Source organism: Scandinavium hiltneri (assembly GCF_024764835.1).
Classification (GTDB): domain Bacteria; phylum Pseudomonadota; class Gammaproteobacteria; order Enterobacterales; family Enterobacteriaceae; genus Scandinavium; species Scandinavium hiltneri.
Genome location: NZ_JALIGE010000069.1, coordinates 204,054 through 220,361, shown reverse-complemented (window position 1 = coordinate 220,361; position 16,308 = coordinate 204,054). Strand labels below are relative to the sequence as shown.

The 16,308-nt window shown below is 54.5% G+C and carries 12 protein-coding genes and 1 pseudogene; 5 read left to right on the top strand and 8 right to left on the bottom strand.

The window, feature by feature from the left end; all coding sequences use genetic code 11:
- Positions 1–117 precede the first annotated feature (117 nt).
- Positions 118–3,642 carry a pyruvate:ferredoxin (flavodoxin) oxidoreductase gene (gene nifJ / locus MUU47_RS05535; RefSeq protein WP_258987183.1) on the bottom strand — a complete coding sequence of 1,175 codons (3,525 nt, stop codon included), beginning with the start codon at positions 3,640–3,642 and terminating at the stop codon, positions 118–120.
- A gap of 273 nt (positions 3,643–3,915) precedes the next feature.
- Between nifJ and MUU47_RS05530 the strand changes: the two genes are divergently transcribed.
- Complete coding sequence (locus tag MUU47_RS05530) at positions 3,916–4,182, top strand: putative hemolysin (RefSeq protein WP_159758936.1); 267 nt, start codon at positions 3,916–3,918, stop codon at positions 4,180–4,182.
- Between the two features lie 4 nt (positions 4,183–4,186).
- Here MUU47_RS05530 and hslJ read toward each other — a convergent pair whose 3' ends face one another.
- Positions 4,187–4,606, bottom strand: coding sequence for a heat shock protein HslJ (gene hslJ / locus MUU47_RS05525; protein WP_258987257.1), 420 nt, complete (start codon positions 4,604–4,606; stop codon positions 4,187–4,189).
- A 115-nt stretch (positions 4,607–4,721) separates the two neighbouring features.
- Positions 4,722–5,711: a 2-hydroxyacid dehydrogenase gene (locus MUU47_RS05520; RefSeq protein WP_258987182.1), complete on the bottom strand. Its 990-nt coding sequence runs from the start codon at positions 5,709–5,711 to the stop codon at positions 4,722–4,724.
- A 256-nt stretch (positions 5,712–5,967) separates the two neighbouring features.
- Here MUU47_RS05520 and MUU47_RS05515 point away from each other — a divergent pair, with 256 nt between their 5' ends.
- The 3 genes from MUU47_RS05515 to MUU47_RS05505 are packed head-to-tail and all read left to right on the top strand — an operon-like array spanning position 5,968 to position 9,132.
- Complete coding sequence (locus tag MUU47_RS05515) at positions 5,968–8,607, top strand: YdbH family protein (protein ID WP_258987179.1); 2,640 nt, start codon at positions 5,968–5,970, stop codon at positions 8,605–8,607.
- Positions 8,607–8,798, top strand: a complete 192-nt coding sequence (locus MUU47_RS05510; RefSeq protein WP_110508046.1) for a YnbE family lipoprotein — start codon at positions 8,607–8,609, stop codon at positions 8,796–8,798. The genes MUU47_RS05515 and MUU47_RS05510 overlap by 1 nt, the downstream gene beginning before the upstream one ends.
- A gap of 10 nt (positions 8,799–8,808) precedes the next feature.
- Entirely contained in the window at positions 8,809–9,132 is a 324-nt protein-coding gene (locus MUU47_RS05505; protein ID WP_258987177.1) for a YdbL family probable chaperone protein, read from the top strand.
- Here MUU47_RS05505 and feaR read toward each other — a convergent pair whose 3' ends face one another.
- Positions 9,133–10,041, bottom strand: coding sequence for a transcriptional regulator FeaR (feaR, locus tag MUU47_RS05500; RefSeq protein ID WP_258987175.1), 909 nt, complete (start codon positions 10,039–10,041; stop codon positions 9,133–9,135).
- 232 nt (positions 10,042–10,273) lie between these two features.
- Here feaR and MUU47_RS05495 point away from each other — a divergent pair, with 232 nt between their 5' ends.
- Positions 10,274–11,773: an aldehyde dehydrogenase family protein gene (locus MUU47_RS05495; protein ID WP_258987174.1), complete on the top strand. Its 1,500-nt coding sequence runs from the start codon at positions 10,274–10,276 to the stop codon at positions 11,771–11,773.
- A gap of 36 nt (positions 11,774–11,809) precedes the next feature.
- Here MUU47_RS05495 and nadS read toward each other — a convergent pair whose 3' ends face one another.
- From nadS to tynA, 4 genes and pseudogenes are all read right to left on the bottom strand, one after another.
- Positions 11,810–12,094 carry a NadS family protein gene (nadS, locus tag MUU47_RS05490; protein WP_258987173.1) on the bottom strand — a complete coding sequence of 95 codons (285 nt, stop codon included), beginning with the start codon at positions 12,092–12,094 and terminating at the stop codon, positions 11,810–11,812.
- 44 nt (positions 12,095–12,138) lie between these two features.
- Positions 12,139–12,294, bottom strand: a pseudogene (locus MUU47_RS05485) (type II toxin-antitoxin system RelE/ParE family toxin); the annotation flags it as partial.
- Between the two features lie 200 nt (positions 12,295–12,494).
- Positions 12,495–13,853, bottom strand: a complete 1,359-nt coding sequence (gene dgcJ, locus MUU47_RS05480) for a diguanylate cyclase DgcJ (protein WP_258987255.1) — start codon at positions 13,851–13,853, stop codon at positions 12,495–12,497.
- A gap of 85 nt (positions 13,854–13,938) precedes the next feature.
- Positions 13,939–16,206, bottom strand: coding sequence for a primary-amine oxidase (gene tynA, locus MUU47_RS05475; protein WP_258987172.1), 2,268 nt, complete (start codon positions 16,204–16,206; stop codon positions 13,939–13,941).
- Between the last annotated feature and the right edge of the window lie 102 nt (positions 16,207–16,308).

Here is a 16,308-nt window from a genome sequence, read left to right as displayed (position 1 = left end):
CAAATTGAGACGTTGCTGTGTGTCGTTATGTGATTTCTATATTAGTCAATATTAAAATGACAAGCCCGAACAGATGTTCGGGCTTTTTTTTATTTATTTTTGGATTGTGGGTGATAATTAATCACTGGCGGACTTTTCCGCCTTGCCTGCCATTTGCGCAAGGAAATCGTAGCGTTTTTGCAAATCAGCGGCGGCGTCTTTCCACAGTTGTTCGGCAACCTCAGGCTGTTGCGCGTTCAGACGACGGAAGCGTTGCTCTTTCATCAGCGTATCGGCGAGGGCATCTGACGGTGGACGTGAATCCAGAGCCAGCGGTAGTTTGCCTTCGTCAGCACGACGCGGATCAAAGCGATACAGCGGCCAGAAACCGGTGGCGGTGAGCTGACGCATCTGATCGTGGCTCAGAGCCAAATCGTAACCATGTTCTTCACACGGGCTATAGGCAATGATAAGAGACGGTCCCGGATACGCTTCCGCTTCCTGAATGGCTTTCACCGTCTGGTTAAGCTGCGCGCCAAGCGAGATTTGCGCCACGTAGACATGGCCGTACATCATCATGCTCACGCCCAAATCTTTGCGCGATTTACGCTTCCCGTGCTCGCCAAATTTGGTGACTGCGCCGAGCGGCGTTGCTTTCGACGCCTGACCGCCAGTATTGGAATAACACTGCGTATCCAGCACCAGAATATTGACGTTTTCGGTCAGGCTCAGAACATGGTCAAGACCACCAAAGCCGATATCGTAGGCCCAGCCATCGCCACCAATCAGCCAGATGGATTTCTCCACCAGCGCGTCAGCGTCGGTGAGCAGTTCCGTTGCGCCGTCCACACCTTGCAAATGCTGGCGTAACGACGCGACCTGTTCACGGCGTTCTTCCGGTGTGGCTTCGGCGTGCAGCGCCTCGTTCAGATCAGCCGGTAGTTTATCCGCGAACGTTTCGAGCAGGCGCATCACGCGTTGGCGGTGCTGATCCACCGATAAACGGAAGCCCAGGCCGAATTCGGCGTTGTCTTCGAACAGTGAGTTCGCCCATGCTGGGCCGCGACCGTTAATGTCGGTGGTGTAAGGCGTTGAGGGCAGGTTGCCGCCATAAATAGACGAACAGCCGGTGGCGTTGGCGATCATCATTCGGTCACCATACAGCTGAGTCAGCAGCTTGATGTACGGCGTTTCACCGCAGCCGGAGCAGGCACCGGAGTATTCAAACAGCGGCGTGATCAGCTGCGAAGTACGAATATCGATACGTTCCAGTTTAGTTCTGTCGATTTCCGGCAGGTCGAGGAAGAAGTCATAATTCACTTTCTCTTCTTCAACGTGATCCAGACGAGACATCATATTGATGGCTTTGATACTCGGATCCTGACGGTCTTTCGCCGGGCAGACTTCCACGCACAGGTTACAGCCGGTGCAGTCTTCCGGGGCGACTTGCAGCACATATTTCTGGCCGCGCATATCGCGGGATTTTACGTCCAGGGAATGCAGACTCGCCGGTGCGTTTTCCATATCTTCTGGTGAAACCACTTTGGCGCGAATGGCCGAATGCGGGCAGGCCGCGACGCAGTGGTTACACTGGGTACAAAGGTCTTCTTTCCAGATTGGAATTTCTTCGGCGATATTGCGTTTTTCCCAGCGCGTGGTGCCGACAGGCCAGGTACCGTCCGGCGGCAGCGCGGAAACCGGCAACGCATCGCCAAGCCCGGCCAGCATCGCTGCGGTCACGGTTTTAACAAAATCAGGCGCAGCATCGGAAACCACCGGTGGACGATTTGGACTGTTGGTATCGACCGGCTGCAGCGCCACTTCGGCCAGCAGTTCGCGCGCCATCGCCAACGCCTGCCAGTTGCGTTCGACCAGCTCCTGGCCTTTGCTGCTGTAGCTTTTGGCAATCGCGCCCTGCAGTTCAATCAGCGCACTGTCGCCCGGCAGAATTTGCGTCAGCTGGAAGAATGCCATTTGCATCACGGTGTTGATGCGCGCCGCCAGGCCGCATTCACGGGCGATTTTCGCCGCATTGACGATATAAAAACGGGCCTGCTTCTGATTCAGAACGGCCTGAACTTCACGCGGCAGGCGAGACCACACTTCCTCAACGCTGTAAGGCGTGTTGAGCAGGAAAATCCCACCCGGCTTCAGGCGCTCGGCCATCTGATATTTGTCGATGAACTGCAGCTGGTGACATCCCACAAAATCTGCCTGCGACACCAGATACGCCGAGCGCACCGGCTGCTCAGAAACGCGCAGATGCGACACCGTCAACCCACCTGCTTTTTTCGAGTCATACACGAAATAGCCCTGGGCGTACCACGGCGTGGAGTTGCCGATTATCTTGATATTATTCTTGGTCGCCGACACGCTGCCGTCGCTGCCCAGCCCGTAAAACAGGGCTTCGAGTTTGGCGGTAGACGGAAGTGTGTTTTCCGGCAGCGGCAGGGACAAATTGGTTACGTCGTCGTAAATACCGACGGTGAAACGCGGCTTCGGTTTGGCGGCGCTCAGCTCGTTAAAAACAGCCAGCACGCAGTCAGGCCCAAATTCTTTCGACGACAAACCGTAGCGACCACCAATAACGCGCGGCAGCGTTTCGCGCTCGCCACTGTTAAAGGCTTCCGCCAGGGCGGTCATGACATCCAGATACAGCGGTTCGGCGTGAGCGCCAGGCTCTTTGGTGCGATCCATCACCGCCAGCGTTTTCACGCTTTGCGGGATCTCTGCCAGCAGATGAGCGGCAGAGAACGGCCGATACAGACGTACTTTCAACACGCCGACTTTTTCACCGCGGGTCAGCAGTTCATCAACCACTTCTTCGCAGGTGCCAATCGCCGAGCCCATAAGCACGATAACGCGTTCGGCCTGCGGATGGCCGTAGTATTCGAATGGCTTATACTGGCGGCCGGTGGCGCTGGCGAAATCATTCATCGCCTGTTCAACGTGGCTGTAAACTGCGTCATACCATGGGTTGGTCGCTTCGCGAGACTGGAACCAGGTATCCGGGTTAGCAGACGTGCCGCGAATCACCGGATGTTCCGGGTTCAGTGCGCGACTGCGGTGTGCGTCGATTTCGGCCTGCGGCAGCAGATTGCGAAGGGTGTCGTCGGCCAGCGGCACAATTTTGTTGATCTCATGCGACGTGCGGAAACCATCAAAGAAATGAATGAATGGCACCCGGCTTTTGAGGGTCGCGATATGTGAAATCAGCGCAAAATCCTGCGCTTCCTGTACGTTAGCCGCGCTGAGCATCGCACAGCCGGTCTGGCGCACGGCCATGACATCCGAATGATCGCCAAAAATCGACAGGGCGTGGGTTGCGACGGTACGTGCTGCGACGTGCAGCACAAACGGCGTGAGCTGCCCGGCCAGTTTGTAGAGCGTCGGGATCATTAACAACAATCCCTGAGAAGAGGTAAAGGAAGTGGAGAGGGCGCCGGTCTGTAACGCGCCGTGAACCGCGGCAATCGCGCCCGCTTCAGACTGCATTTCCACCACCCGGGGCACGTCGCCCCAGATGTTTTTCAGCCCGTTCCCTGCCCAGGCATCAGCCTGTTCCGCCATCGTCGAGCTTGGCGTAATCGGGTAGATGGCAATCACTTCGCTGGTGCGAAACGCCACGGACGCACACGCGCCGTTACCGTCTGTTGTAATCATTTGACACCCTTACATTGCGCAAGAAAAAGGGACCCGTGATACGTCGACGTGTCCTGTAGTTATGTATTCATTTTAGCAAAGCACCGGGAAAGCCATTTTTGCTTTTGTGTCCTTGGGGGCGTTTGGACGTTGTGCAGATCAATTCTGGCGGCATTAAATTGGCAGAAAATGTTTCAGAACGCCGAAATGCGCGCCTCGTCTCTCGACGGCAGGCCGCTTGCTGCCTATTATGAACAGGTTTTGCGAACCGTATTGGACAGGGGAAAGAAGAGAATGCGAGCAGCTTTTTGGGTAGGGTGTGCGGCACTGTTATTATCAGCATGCAGCAGTGAACCAGAACAACAGGCCACGGCGGCCCACGTCACGCCGGGTATGCGGGCAGCAATGTCAGACTCAGGCCAGGCAAACTGTGCGATGGTCGGTGGCGCATTATCGGTTGCCCGTCAGCTGGACGGTTCTGCTATTGGGATGTGTGCATTACCCAACGGCAAGCGATGCAGTGAGCAGTCTCTTGCAACCGGGTCCTGCGCCAGCTACTAACTAATTAGTTCATCAGGTCGGCGAGCTTATAAACCAGCGAATCATTAGACGTTGCCAGCGTTAACTGGTCTTCAGTCAAGTCTACCTGCACACCATCCCGCAACATGGTTTTGAGTGTACTGTCCAACTTATTGAGTTGCGGGTCTGTGCACACCATTCGTGTTATCGCGAGCTTTTGCACGGTCAAATCGCCGTCAGAAAGCTTTCCTTCACCGGTAAACTGGTTACACATGTTGGCGGAGATATGCATATCCTCACCAAAACTCAGCTCCAGCAGCTTCTGGCTGGTGACATTCGTCCCATTCACGCTTTCCAGCACAAAACGATGATGCTGTAGTTGTTCCGGTTGAGTGGTCACATCGCTGGTCGATACACAGCCTGCCAACATCATTCCGGCCGCCAACAGCGCGACGGTCATTTTAATCGTGATCATTAAATATTCACCAAATAAATAATACAAAATCAGAATGACACTTTAGTGCGGAGGGGGGAGTGGAGATTGTCTGAAAGTGCTCCCCGTGGCCGGGGAGCAAGAATGGTTAAACCAGCGCGTTCGGTGTGGTTTCGCCATTATCGATTTGACGCAGGTTTTCCAGCGTGGTCTGCGAAATGCTGGTGAGCGCATCGGCGGTCAGGAATGCCTGGTGGCCGGTGAACAGCACGTTGTGACAGGCCGACAGACGGCGGAACACGTCATCCTGAATGACATCGTTAGATTTATCTTCAAAGAACAGATCGCGTTCATTCTCATACACGTCCATTCCCAGCGCGCCGATTTTCTGGTTTTTCAACGCTTCGATGGCGGCCTGGGAATCAATAAGCCCGCCGCGGCTGGTATTGATAACCATCACGCCGTCTTTCATCTGCTCGAACGCGCTGTGGTTCAGCAGGTGGTAGTTTTCTGGGGTCAGCGGACAGTGCAGGGAAATGACGTCCGACTGTGAAAACAGTGTCGGCAGGTCGACATATTCCACACCGAGTTCCAGCGCTGCGTCACTTGGATACGGGTCGAACGCCAGCAGTTTCATGCCGAAGCCTTTCAGAATGCGCAGCGTTGCGACGCCGATTTTACCGGTACCGACCACGCCCGCCGTTTTACCGTGCATGGTGAAACCGCACAGCCCTTCCAGTGAGAAGTTGGCATCACGGGTGCGTTGATAAGCGCGGTGAATACGACGGTTCAGCGACATCATCAGCCCGATAGCATGTTCCGCGACCGCTTCCGGTGAATAGGCTGGCACGCGAACTACATGCAGACCCAGCTCTTTAGCCGCATCGAGATCGACGTTATTAAAGCCCGCACAGCGCAGGGCGATATACTTCACGCCTTGTTTTTTCAGCTCTTCCAGAACCGGGCGGCTGCCGTCGTCATTGACGAAAATGCACACGGCTTCACAACCGTGCGCAGTTTTGGCGGTCTTTTCGTTTAAAAGGAAGTCGAAAAATTCAAGTTCAAAGCCAAATGCATCATTAACATCTAGCATGTACTTTTTATCGTACTGCTTTGTGCTGTAAACTGCGATTTTCATAAGACTTTTCTCCAGTGATATTAACGTCACGGTAGCATATTTAAAATAATCATACAAATTTTAAAATTTAGTTTAATCATCAGGTTATAACAAAGAGTGTAGAGCATATCGGGCCGAGGTTTGATGGATTTTCAGGAAGGCCGCAAATGCACCATCTATGCTTAAACCTGACGGTGACTTTAACAGGTGGGCTAAACATGCCACAATATGCGCCACTTCGGCTTTTAATCACACAGAATCAGGATGTTAACCGCCCATGAAGGGTACCTGGAAAGCCACGATTGCGCTACTGCTGTTACTGATCCTCCTGCCGCTGACGCTTCTGCTGACGTTGACGCACTGGGTGCCGACGCTTGCCGGTATCTGGCTTCCGGCCGGCACGCGAATCGCCATAGAGAAAAGCCCCCGATTAACCCACAATTCGGTACTTGTACCTGAGTTGCGTTATCTGGTGGGGAACTGCCAACTTGCAGAGGTTCACGATCTCACGCTGTCACACCCCAGTCGCTGGCGGCTGCACGTGGGTCAACTCGACATGAATTCCACCTGCCTGAGTAAGCTTCCCGAAAGCACGCCGACGCCTGGTGCGCCGCGCAGTCTTGCCGAATGGCAATCTATGCTGCCGAACAGTTGGCTGACTATCGATCAGTTACGCCTGTCGCCCTGGGAAAAATGGCAGGGAACACTGGCGATATCATTGACTCCATCAATGCAAACGCTGACCTACGACGGCGATGCGGTGCATTTACAGGCCAATTTGAAAGGGCAGCAGCTGACCGTCAACCGCTTTGAAGCAAAAATTCAGGCCGACGAACCCCCGATTAAACTGGTAGGCGAATTCGCCATGCCGCTGGTGCCGGACGGTTTGCCCGTTAGCGGCCATGCGGTCACCACCTTCCAGGTGCCAAATCCCTCCGCGCTGGTAGACGCCGAACTTGAGTGGCGTGAAAATCAGGGCCAGTTGGTCATGATGGAGCGCGGTAATACAGAGCCACTGCTTGATTTGCCGTGGGAGCTGACCCGTGAACGGCTGACGATCAGCGACGGCCGCTGGAACTGGCCGTGGCAGGATGGCGTTCCACTGAGCGGACGCGTCGTCTTAAAAATTGATAACTGGCAGCAGGGCATCGATAAGATGCAGATTTCAGGGCGGCTCAACGTGCTGACTCAAGGGGACGCCGGGAAGGGTAACGTCGTGCTGACCATCGGGCCGGGCATGTTGAGTATGGACCACAGCGCCATGCCGTTGCAGCTGACCGGCGAAGCGAAATACGACGATCTGGTGTTGTACGCGATTCTTCCGGCCCAGCTCAGCGGCCCGTTAACCGACCCAAAACTCAGCTTTGCGCCTGGCTCACTGCTGCGCTCTCGTGGTCGTATTATAGATTCCCTGAATATTGATGAAATCCGCTGGCCGTTGGCGGGCGTGCATATCAGCAGTCAGGGCGTTGATGGGCGTCTACAGGCGATCCTGCGCGCTCACGAGCAGGAAATGGGTGATTTTGTCCTGCACCTCGACGGCCAGGCGACTAATTTCTTGCCCGATAAAGGTAGCTGGCGCTGGCATTACTGGGGCGACGGACATTTCACGCCGATGCAGGCGCGCTGGGATATGAAAGGCGACGGGGAATGGCGCGACAGTTCTATCGTGCTTAACAGCCTGTCGACGGGCTTCGACAAACTGCAGTACGGCACCATGAATGTCAGCCAGCCGCGGCTGGTGCTCGATAAGCCGATTCACTGGATCCGCAACGAGCAGCACCCGTCGCTGACCGGGGCACTTTCCCTCGATGCGGGCGAAACGCAGTTCAGCGGCGGCAGCGTGTTACCGCCGTCGATGCTCAAATTCAGCATTGATGGGCGCGACCCGACCTGGTTCCAGTTCAAGGGCGCTCTCCACGCGGAGGACATTGGCCCGATCCGCCTTAACGGACGCTGGGACGGTGAACGCCTGCGCGGCGAGGCCTGGTGGCCGAAACAGTCGCTGACGGTATTCCAGCCGCTGGTTCCCCCAGACTGGAAAATGAATCTGCGCGACGGCACGCTGTACGCTCAGGTGGCGTTTTCCGCTGCTGCCGGACAGGGTTTTGAAGCCGGTGGGCACGGGGTTCTGAAAGGCGGAAGCGCCTGGATGCCGGATAACCAATTCAACGGTGTCGACTTTGTCTTGCCGTTCCGCTTCAGCGAAGGTGCCTGGGAGTTGGGCACGCGCGGCCCGGTGTCACTGCGCATTGGTGAAATCGTCAACCAGGTGACGGCCAGCAATTTTACGGCTGATTTGCAGGGCAGTTATCCGTGGGATGAACGCAACCCGTTGATGCTCAGCGATGTGAACGTCGATGTTCTTGGCGGCAAGCTTTCGATGCTACAACTGCGGATGCCGCAGCACGACCCGGCGCTGCTGCGAGTGCAGAATATCTCCTCCAGCGAGCTTATCAGTGCGGTAAATCCAAAGCAGTTTACGATGTCCGGCCCGGTGAGCGGGGCGCTACCGCTGTGGCTCGACAATGAAAAATGGATAATCAAAGACGGCTGGCTGACCAACCCCGGCCCGATGACGCTGCGTATTGATAAAGACACAGCCGATGCGGTGGTGGAAGATAATATGGTCGCGGGTGTGGCCATTAACTGGCTGCGCTATATGGAAATCTCCCGTTCGTGGACCAAAATCAATCTCGATAATCTCGGCCTGCTGACGCTGAAATCTACTGTGACCGGCATCAGCCGGGTGGACGGCAAAAGCAGCACCGTGAATTTAAACTATACCCATGAAGAGAACGTGTTCGATCTTTGGCGCAGTTTGCGCTTTGGCGACAATCTTCAGGCATGGCTTGAGCAAAACGCGGTCCTTCCCGACCCACGCTGCCGGGCAGGCAAGGACTGTAAGGAGCAATAATGAAAGTGAAAATCGCCATGCTGAGCGGGCTGGCCGCGTTAAGCCTCAGCGGCTGTACGCCGCGCATTGAGGTTGCGGCCCCCAAGGAGCCGATAACCATCAATATGAATGTCAAAATCGAACATGAGATCCACATCAAGGTCGATAAAGACGTCGAAAACCTGCTGAAATCACGCAGCGATTTATTCTGAGGCCGCAGCGATGAGAAAATTACTGTTAATGGCGGTTCTGAGCCTCGGGATCATCAGCCAGAGCGTTTTGGCGCTGACGCTTGACCAGGCTCGTGCCCAGGGGCGCGTCGGGGAAACCCTGACCGGCTATCTGGCGCCGGTGGCACAGGATAAAGAAACGGTGGCGCTGGTGAAGCAAATCAACGATGCGCGCGGCGAAAGCTATCAGCAGCTGGCAGACAGCAACAATTTGCCGGTGGATGAAGTTGCGAAGATGGCCGGGAAAAAGCTGGTTGCGCGAGCGCAGCCGGGAGAATACGTGAAGGGCCTGAACGGAAAATGGCTGAAGAAGTGATCAGCGATTGCGTTTACGGTACTCGCCAGGCGACATACCGAAGCGCTGGCGAAAGGCGGTAGAAAAATGGCTGTGATCGGTAAAGCCCCAGCTGAACCCGATTCCCGCCAGCTTTTCGTCATCGGCGGCGCTGCGTATCGCTTTGGCGCAAAGATCCAGCCGCCGGTTTTTAATGTATTGCGCGACGACCAGGCCTTTATTGGCGAACATCCGGTACAGACTTCTCACCGACATCCCCGTTTCATTGGCCAGCCATTCCGGGCGCAGCATTTCTGACTGCAAATGGCTGTCTATCAGTTGCACAACCTTATCGAACTGCTTGTCGCGGCGTGACGGTGTCACCTCTTGCTGCTGCAACACGGGGCGTAGCAGGCACACAATCGCCTCCAGCGCGGCCTCGCTCTCTTTGCCGGACAACTCGCGGTTATTCATACTTTCCTGCAACAGGCGATGGCTCATTTGCACCATCGGCAAGTTTTTCCCTAAACGTTGAACGCAATGGCTTTCGCCCACGCGCAGTTGCTGTTCCAGCAAGCTTCTTGGCAACAACAGCGAAGTCTGGCGGGAGCGTTGCTGCCAGATGATAGAGCACGGGCGGGAGGCATCAACCAGCGTAATGTCGCCGGGCTGGATAACCGTCTGACGTTCATTTTGTTCAATGATTGCCTGGCCTTCCAGCTGAAAAACCGTGTAGAACCAGCTGTCGTTTTGTTTACTGATCTCATTTTTTGTGCGGTAGAGATTAACGTTGGCGGTAGTGACGGTGCTGAGTTTTAGCCCTTGCGCATAGCCGGTTTCCAGATGCCCCGAAAACTCGCCTTCCAGCGGGCGAGCGGCAAAGTTACCACACTCCTGGTTTATCTGGGCCAGCCACTGCTGGAACTGTTCATTGCCGGTCATCTGCGCCATTTCCTGCCTCGGTCATTGAAGTGCCAACACATTGTTGCATTTATGTTGCGTAAACAAGCTTATCCTGGTGACTATACGAAAGAACTATCACTGGCGACAGGATGCAGCATGACTATTGTCACTGTTTGCGAGGGCTGTCACAGGCGACAAAGCGAATGACACAGAGACAAAAACGGAAAAGGCGCGCGGCTTCTACACTGGTTAAAACCGTGAAGGGTAATAAGGAGCTGATATGTCTGATTCACAGGTCGCGCTGCTTGAGAGCGTACAACAATTTCTGGCGCGCCAGCACGGGCTCTATATTGACGGAAAGCAACAGGCCTCGCGTAGTGACAAGCGCCTGACCGTCTGGGACCCGGCGACGGGCAACGCCATCGCCACCACCGCAGATGCGGACAGCGCGGATGTTGATGCCGCAGTAATGTCCGCCTGGCGTGCGTTCGTTGACCGCCGTTGGGCCGGGCGCATGCCCGCGGAGCGCGAACGTATCCTGCTACGTTTTGCTGATTTAGTGGAAAAACATTCGGAAGAACTGGCGCAGCTGGAAACGCTGGAGCAGGGTAAGTCGATCAACATTTCCCGTATGTTTGAGGTGGCCTGCACGCTGAACTGGATGCGTTACACCGCCGGGCTGGCGACCAAAATTACCGGGCAAACGCTGGACGTTTCTATTCCGCTGCCTGCGGGCGCGCGCTATCAGGCATGGACGCGTAAAGAGCCGGTGGGCGTGGTGGCCGGGATTGTGCCATGGAACTTCCCGCTGATGATTGGCATGTGGAAAGTGATGCCCGCGCTGGCGGCAGGCTGTTCTATCGTTATCAAACCGTCCGAAACCACACCGTTGACGCTGCTGCGCGTGGCGGAGCTGGCGACTGAAGCGGGTGTGCCAGAAGGCGTATTTAATGTGGTAACCGGCAGCGGTGCCGAATGTGGCTCAGCGCTGACATCGCATCCGCATGTCGCCAAAGTGAGCTTTACCGGCTCAACAGCGACGGGCAAACAGATTGCCCGTACGGCGGCAGACCGCCTGACGCGCGTCACGCTGGAACTGGGCGGAAAAAACCCGGCGATTGTGCTGAAAGACGCCGATCCGCAGTGGGTGATTGAAGGCCTGATGATGGGCAGCTTCCTTAATCAGGGCCAGGTGTGTGCAGCCAGCTCGCGCATTTACATTGAAGCGCCGCTGTTTGACACCCTTGTCACCGGTTTTGAGCAAGCGGTGAAATCCCTGAGCGTCGGGCCGGGTATGTCCGAAAGCGCGCAGATTAACCCGCTGGCCTCACGCGCGCACTGCGATAAAGTTGCGGCGTTCCTGCATGAGGCCGAGCAAAACAGAGCTGAGTTGATCAGCGGTAATGCCGGACCGGAAGGCCACGGGTATTACGTTCGACCGACGCTGGTGGTCAACCCGGACGCGCGTCTGCGTTTAACGCGCGAAGAAGTCTTTGGCCCGGTGGTGAACCTGGTGCGCGTCGCGGACGGCGAGGACGCGCTGCGTCTGGCAAATGAAAGTGAATACGGCCTGACCGCAAGCGTCTGGACGCAAAATCTCTCTCAGGCCATGAGCTACAGCGATCGCTTACAGGCGGGTACGGTGTGGGTCAATAGTCATACGCTGATTGACCCGAATCTGCCGTTTGGGGGGATGAAGCAGTCCGGTACCGGACGTGATTTCGGTCCGGACTGGCTCGACGGCTGGTGTGAAACCAAATCAGTGTGCGTGCGGTATTAAAGAAACCACAGCCCTCTCAATCGGGAGGGCTTTGCATCAATGGGCCGCCAGCACGTGAAAGAAAGCAGGGTCCGTCTGAATCACGGCCAGAACTTTGGCTGCCAGTCCTGTCGGGTTACGTCTTTTCGCTTCCCAGCTTTTAATGGTATCGAGGCTGGTGCCCAGTGCTTTCGCCATTTCGCTTTGAGAAACGTTGAGCTGCTCTCTGATGGCTTTCACGTCGGCAATTTCATAGCAGGTAACACGGCCGGGGGCTTTGTCGCCATTTTTGATGTCGACCGCTTCTTCCAGGGACGCTTTCAACTCGTTAAAAAAAGTCATATCACACCTCGTCTTTCAATAATTTAGTCAGTTTCTTGAGGGCTGATTTTTCGCAAACCCCCGGTTTGCTGTATGACATCGCCCCGGGCGGGGAACGGGATAAGTTCCCTTTGCAGTTCTTTCAGCTCATCATCCGTGGCGATCGTTTTAATCTGCCAGGTGAACTGAGGCGTTTCGATAAACTCAATGGCATGGGTCACGAGCACACTCTCCTTGTGCGGGTACAATGTACACCTGTATTGGGTACTATGTACACCATTAATTACGATGTCGACGGGTAGTTGCTGTGCATACTATTCCCGCGCCAGGCGTTTCGCTGGATGGAGAGTGAAATGTGCGTACGTGCTCGGAAAGATTCGGAGGGCATGCCAATATTGAAAATTAAAAGTCTACGTTTCTATTAATCGACGTTGCGGCGGCGCGGCGAGTATTTCTGCTCTTTATGCTCATACAGTAATTCATCTGCTTTAATAAACGCGGTTTCCAGCGTGTCCTGTTTCAACATCTGATAACTACCCCACGAAAATTCCACCAGCCGGCGGTCATCGGTTTGCTGTAGTTTATCGGTAATACGCTGAATAACTTCACGCGCTTTGTCCAGCCCGGCATCCAGCAAAATAATGTTGAACTCGTCACCGCCAGGGCGAATACCGTAGTCGCTTTTACGCAGGGAAGTGGCAATGGCGCTGCCGAGCAGTTTAATGGCCTCATCGCCCGTATGATGCCCCATCGTATCGTTAATACGTTTGAGTCCATCGCAGTCGATGGCAATAACCGTCACGGCTATTTGTCGGTTCAGCAAATTACGTATTTTCTCGTCCAGTTGTGCATTGATAATTTTGCGATTAAACAGGCCAGTCAGCGGGTCTGTCACATTATCACGGGCCAGCGAGGCGTTACGATCAAGGTGATAGCGCGCGGACTGGCAGAGCAGCAGCGTGGTCAGAATATACATAACAATCATCCACAGTTGGCTCAGAATGAAGAACTGAAGATCAAGGCAAATATGTAGCGTGTAGTAACGTGTGATGGGGGCCTGATAATTGATAATCGGGAACGATGTCCATGACGGCTGATGGAACTGAATGATTTTTCCGCTGCGATTATCCGCAACGTAGATCGTCAAAAAGGACCATAAAACCGGACGTTCAGCGGTATAAAATGAGGTGGCCAGGTCGGAAATAGTAAAATCGGTTACCAGTACGCCTTCAACTCTGCCGGATACAAACACCGGGTTCAGGGTGCTGATAATGTTTTTACCAGTAATGCTGTCTTTATAAATATGTGAAACAATATTGTTCCCGAGTTGTAAATACGCGAGCGCTTTTTTACCGATGTCGAGTGAAATAGCATCGGTATCGATGCTGATATTTTTCCCGTCAGACATCAACCAGTTCTGGAAAACGTATTTTCGCGAATCGATCAGACGGTTGATGTAAATATAATGCTTATCAAGATCGATGTAGTAACGCATATTATCAAAGGTGTAGCCGGTATAATTCGAAAAGCTGTAACGCGGCAACGGACTCACACGATAGTTTAACAACCCTGCAAGGGCGGGCACGTCTGCGGCCCAGGAGTGGTATTCCCGGGAGCGCGTTTGCAGCGTTCCGGCAAGCGCAGGCAGGGTGTGTGAGATAAGGTTCAGGCCATAAATGCCGTTGATCCGCTCCATGTGCTGGCAAACGGTGGCCGGATCGTTTTCACCCGACACAGGGACCACGGGGGAAGATAATGCGGTGGAGATATTATAGGCAATCCGCTGATTAATCTATTCTTCATGAAACAGGGCAGACTTGCCATTTTCAGCAATATCCCATAAAGGGGCCGAAGCCCCCTCTTATTTACTTCTTCTGTTCGCCAAGCGTCGGCGTTTCATTGAAGAAGTTCCACGGTTTCAGCAGCGCGTGAACCCATTCGGTTGGCATAATCGGCCACTCTTCGGCGCGGGCCACGTGCGTGGTGCCAGTCGTAATCCACACCACGTCATCCTGGTTATCCACCGATTCATTGTCTTTGGTGTACTGACCAAGACCGGTGTCATGGGTGGAGCGGTTAGGATATTTGCCTTCCGGATAACGTTCATCAGGCTTGTAGCGGGTCACCCACAGCTGTTTATCCATAAAGCTCAGGCGGTGATAAATCCACTCGTCAGGTGCGAATTTCGCCCCGGTCGCCACCGGATGAGTGCCACCGGCGTACGGGATTATCTGGTACGAAACCGGATTGCCCATACGGTTCTCTTTGCTGGTGTTGCTCAACAAGCGAATGGTGCCCGGATCAAATTTCTGTGCAGCCTCTTGCTCGGTGTCGATCGTATGCTGGTCAATCTGCATAGTACTGGTCCGCGGGCCACCGGCGGTGTTTGGCTTCACATCCGGGTCCATCGCCACCAGGCGGTTGTTTTCGCCATCCACATCCAGGTCGAGACGGAAGTTATAAATATGCTGGTGAGTGGTGCCGACGATATTGTGGTCGATAAGCGTGCCGTATTTGGTGTCAGCTTTGGCAGTCGCGTCGTGCATGGTTTTGGACTGCACGCCTTTCACCGCTTCGATGCCCGTCGCACCGGCATCAATGCCAATAGTGCCGTTTTCGTGGAACACCCAGTCAAAGATGTAGTCGTAGTTGCCGACCGTGCTTATCCAGCGGATAACCAGCTCACGGCGTTCGGTGCTGACGTTCGGCTGACCCATTTCCTGATGCTTATATTCCGGCCCGGCGTAGCGTTCGAAGACGGCGATCGCGTGCGGAATGTTCATTGGTGCACCGGTATAATCGGCGATGGTTTCATCCAGCAGCACGGCGTTCGACGGTGCATCTTTACCGCGGGCGATAGGCGAGGTCAGAGTACCCATGCCGTAATCTCCGGAGTCCAGATACGCTTTAAAGTACCAGCCCACGTCCGGATCGCCGTAAGGGACGATCATCCCGCCGAGCGAGCCTTCGTACATGATTTTGCGTTTCGTGCCGTTGTCGTTATAGGTCACGGTCGACAGAATCGGCCCTACGCGAGAATCCAGACGCAGGTGGAAATCCCAGTTCTGCCAGTGAACCATATCGCCGGTGATGGTGTAGTTTTTGCCTTCCGGCTCGATGATATCCAGCGGTTTCATCTCTTTCGCCACACGGTCACGACCGTCATACGGACGCGGCGCCATCGGCACAGGAATAACCGGGCCTTCTTCAATCTTAATGATTTTCTTCTGCTCAAGGTCGACAACCGCCACCAGGTTTTCAATCGGGTGCGCCCAGTAGTTGCCGTCGCCGACGTCCAGATAACTCACCACTTTTAGCAGACGATCTTCCTGCTTCAGGCCGTCTTTGCCGTCAAAATAGCCGACAGTCAGTGGGGTGGTGATAACTTTGGTCGGGTCAGTAATGCCGTGTTTTTTCAGCACGTCAGCAAATTCTTTGCTGGCGTTGATAATGTTCTGCACGGAGGAGAAATCGTCCAGCAGTACCATACCGTGCGCATCCTTGATTGGCGCCCAGTGCAGCACTTTTTTATTCTTTAAATCGACCTGGCTTTCAATCACGTGTTTGCCGTCGAGCATCGTCACGTTCGCCAGACGATCTTCATCGACTGCGGTGCCGCTCATGACGAAATTCCAGACTTTCGCTTTTTCCGGCTCAGCGAGGGCAATCTGCGTAAAGCGCGTATTCGGTTTGAAATCCGGTGAGGCTTTGACAATCTCAACCGCTTCTTTGATTTCGTTGGCGGTCAGTGCATTCAGCGGGTGTGGGCGCTTCTCGACCTGGAAAGTTTGATCCAGACCGGACTGGAACACGTCGTTGATAAAGGTATCCGAAATCCAGGCTTTGTTATCTTTCATCACCACCGGCACCTGCAGCGCCAGGGTTTTGCCGTTGACGATGGCGGTTTTTGCACCCGGTTTCACCTTCACAAATGCGCCGTCTTTGGCAATGGTGAACATCTGGGCGTAATCATCCCACTGCACGTCGGCGCCGAAATCCTGTAGCGTCTTGTCCATCGGAACCATATGGGCTTCGCCACCGTGTGCGAAAACAGGGGCTTGCCAACTGCACATCAGGGCGACCGCAAGGGCCAATGCCGTTTTACGGGCGGAAAAAGGAGAAAAGCTTCCCATTGTTAACCTCGTATAGTTATGTTCTTAGAGTCACGACACGCTCACCCTAACAGCGAGCAGACGCACGATGTTTGCCTGCACCTGCCAGGTGTTTTGTCAGAT

Coding starts and splice junctions, on each gene's coding strand:
- nifJ (WP_258987183.1), bottom strand. CDS start 3,642: ATGATTACAACAGACGGTAACGGCGCGTGTGCGTCCGTGGCGTTTCGC.
- MUU47_RS05530 (WP_159758936.1), top strand. CDS start 3,916: ATGCGAGCAGCTTTTTGGGTAGGGTGTGCGGCACTGTTATTATCAGCA.
- MUU47_RS05520 (WP_258987182.1), bottom strand. CDS start 5,711: ATGAAAATCGCAGTTTACAGCACAAAGCAGTACGATAAAAAGTACATG.
- MUU47_RS05515 (WP_258987179.1), top strand. CDS start 5,968: ATGAAGGGTACCTGGAAAGCCACGATTGCGCTACTGCTGTTACTGATC.
- MUU47_RS05510 (WP_110508046.1), top strand. CDS start 8,607: ATGAAAGTGAAAATCGCCATGCTGAGCGGGCTGGCCGCGTTAAGCCTC.
- MUU47_RS05505 (WP_258987177.1), top strand. CDS start 8,809: ATGAGAAAATTACTGTTAATGGCGGTTCTGAGCCTCGGGATCATCAGC.
- feaR (WP_258987175.1), bottom strand. CDS start 10,041: ATGGCGCAGATGACCGGCAATGAACAGTTCCAGCAGTGGCTGGCCCAG.
- MUU47_RS05495 (WP_258987174.1), top strand. CDS start 10,274: ATGTCTGATTCACAGGTCGCGCTGCTTGAGAGCGTACAACAATTTCTG.
- nadS (WP_258987173.1), bottom strand. CDS start 12,094: ATGACTTTTTTTAACGAGTTGAAAGCGTCCCTGGAAGAAGCGGTCGAC.
- tynA (WP_258987172.1), bottom strand. CDS start 16,206: ATGGGAAGCTTTTCTCCTTTTTCCGCCCGTAAAACGGCATTGGCCCTT.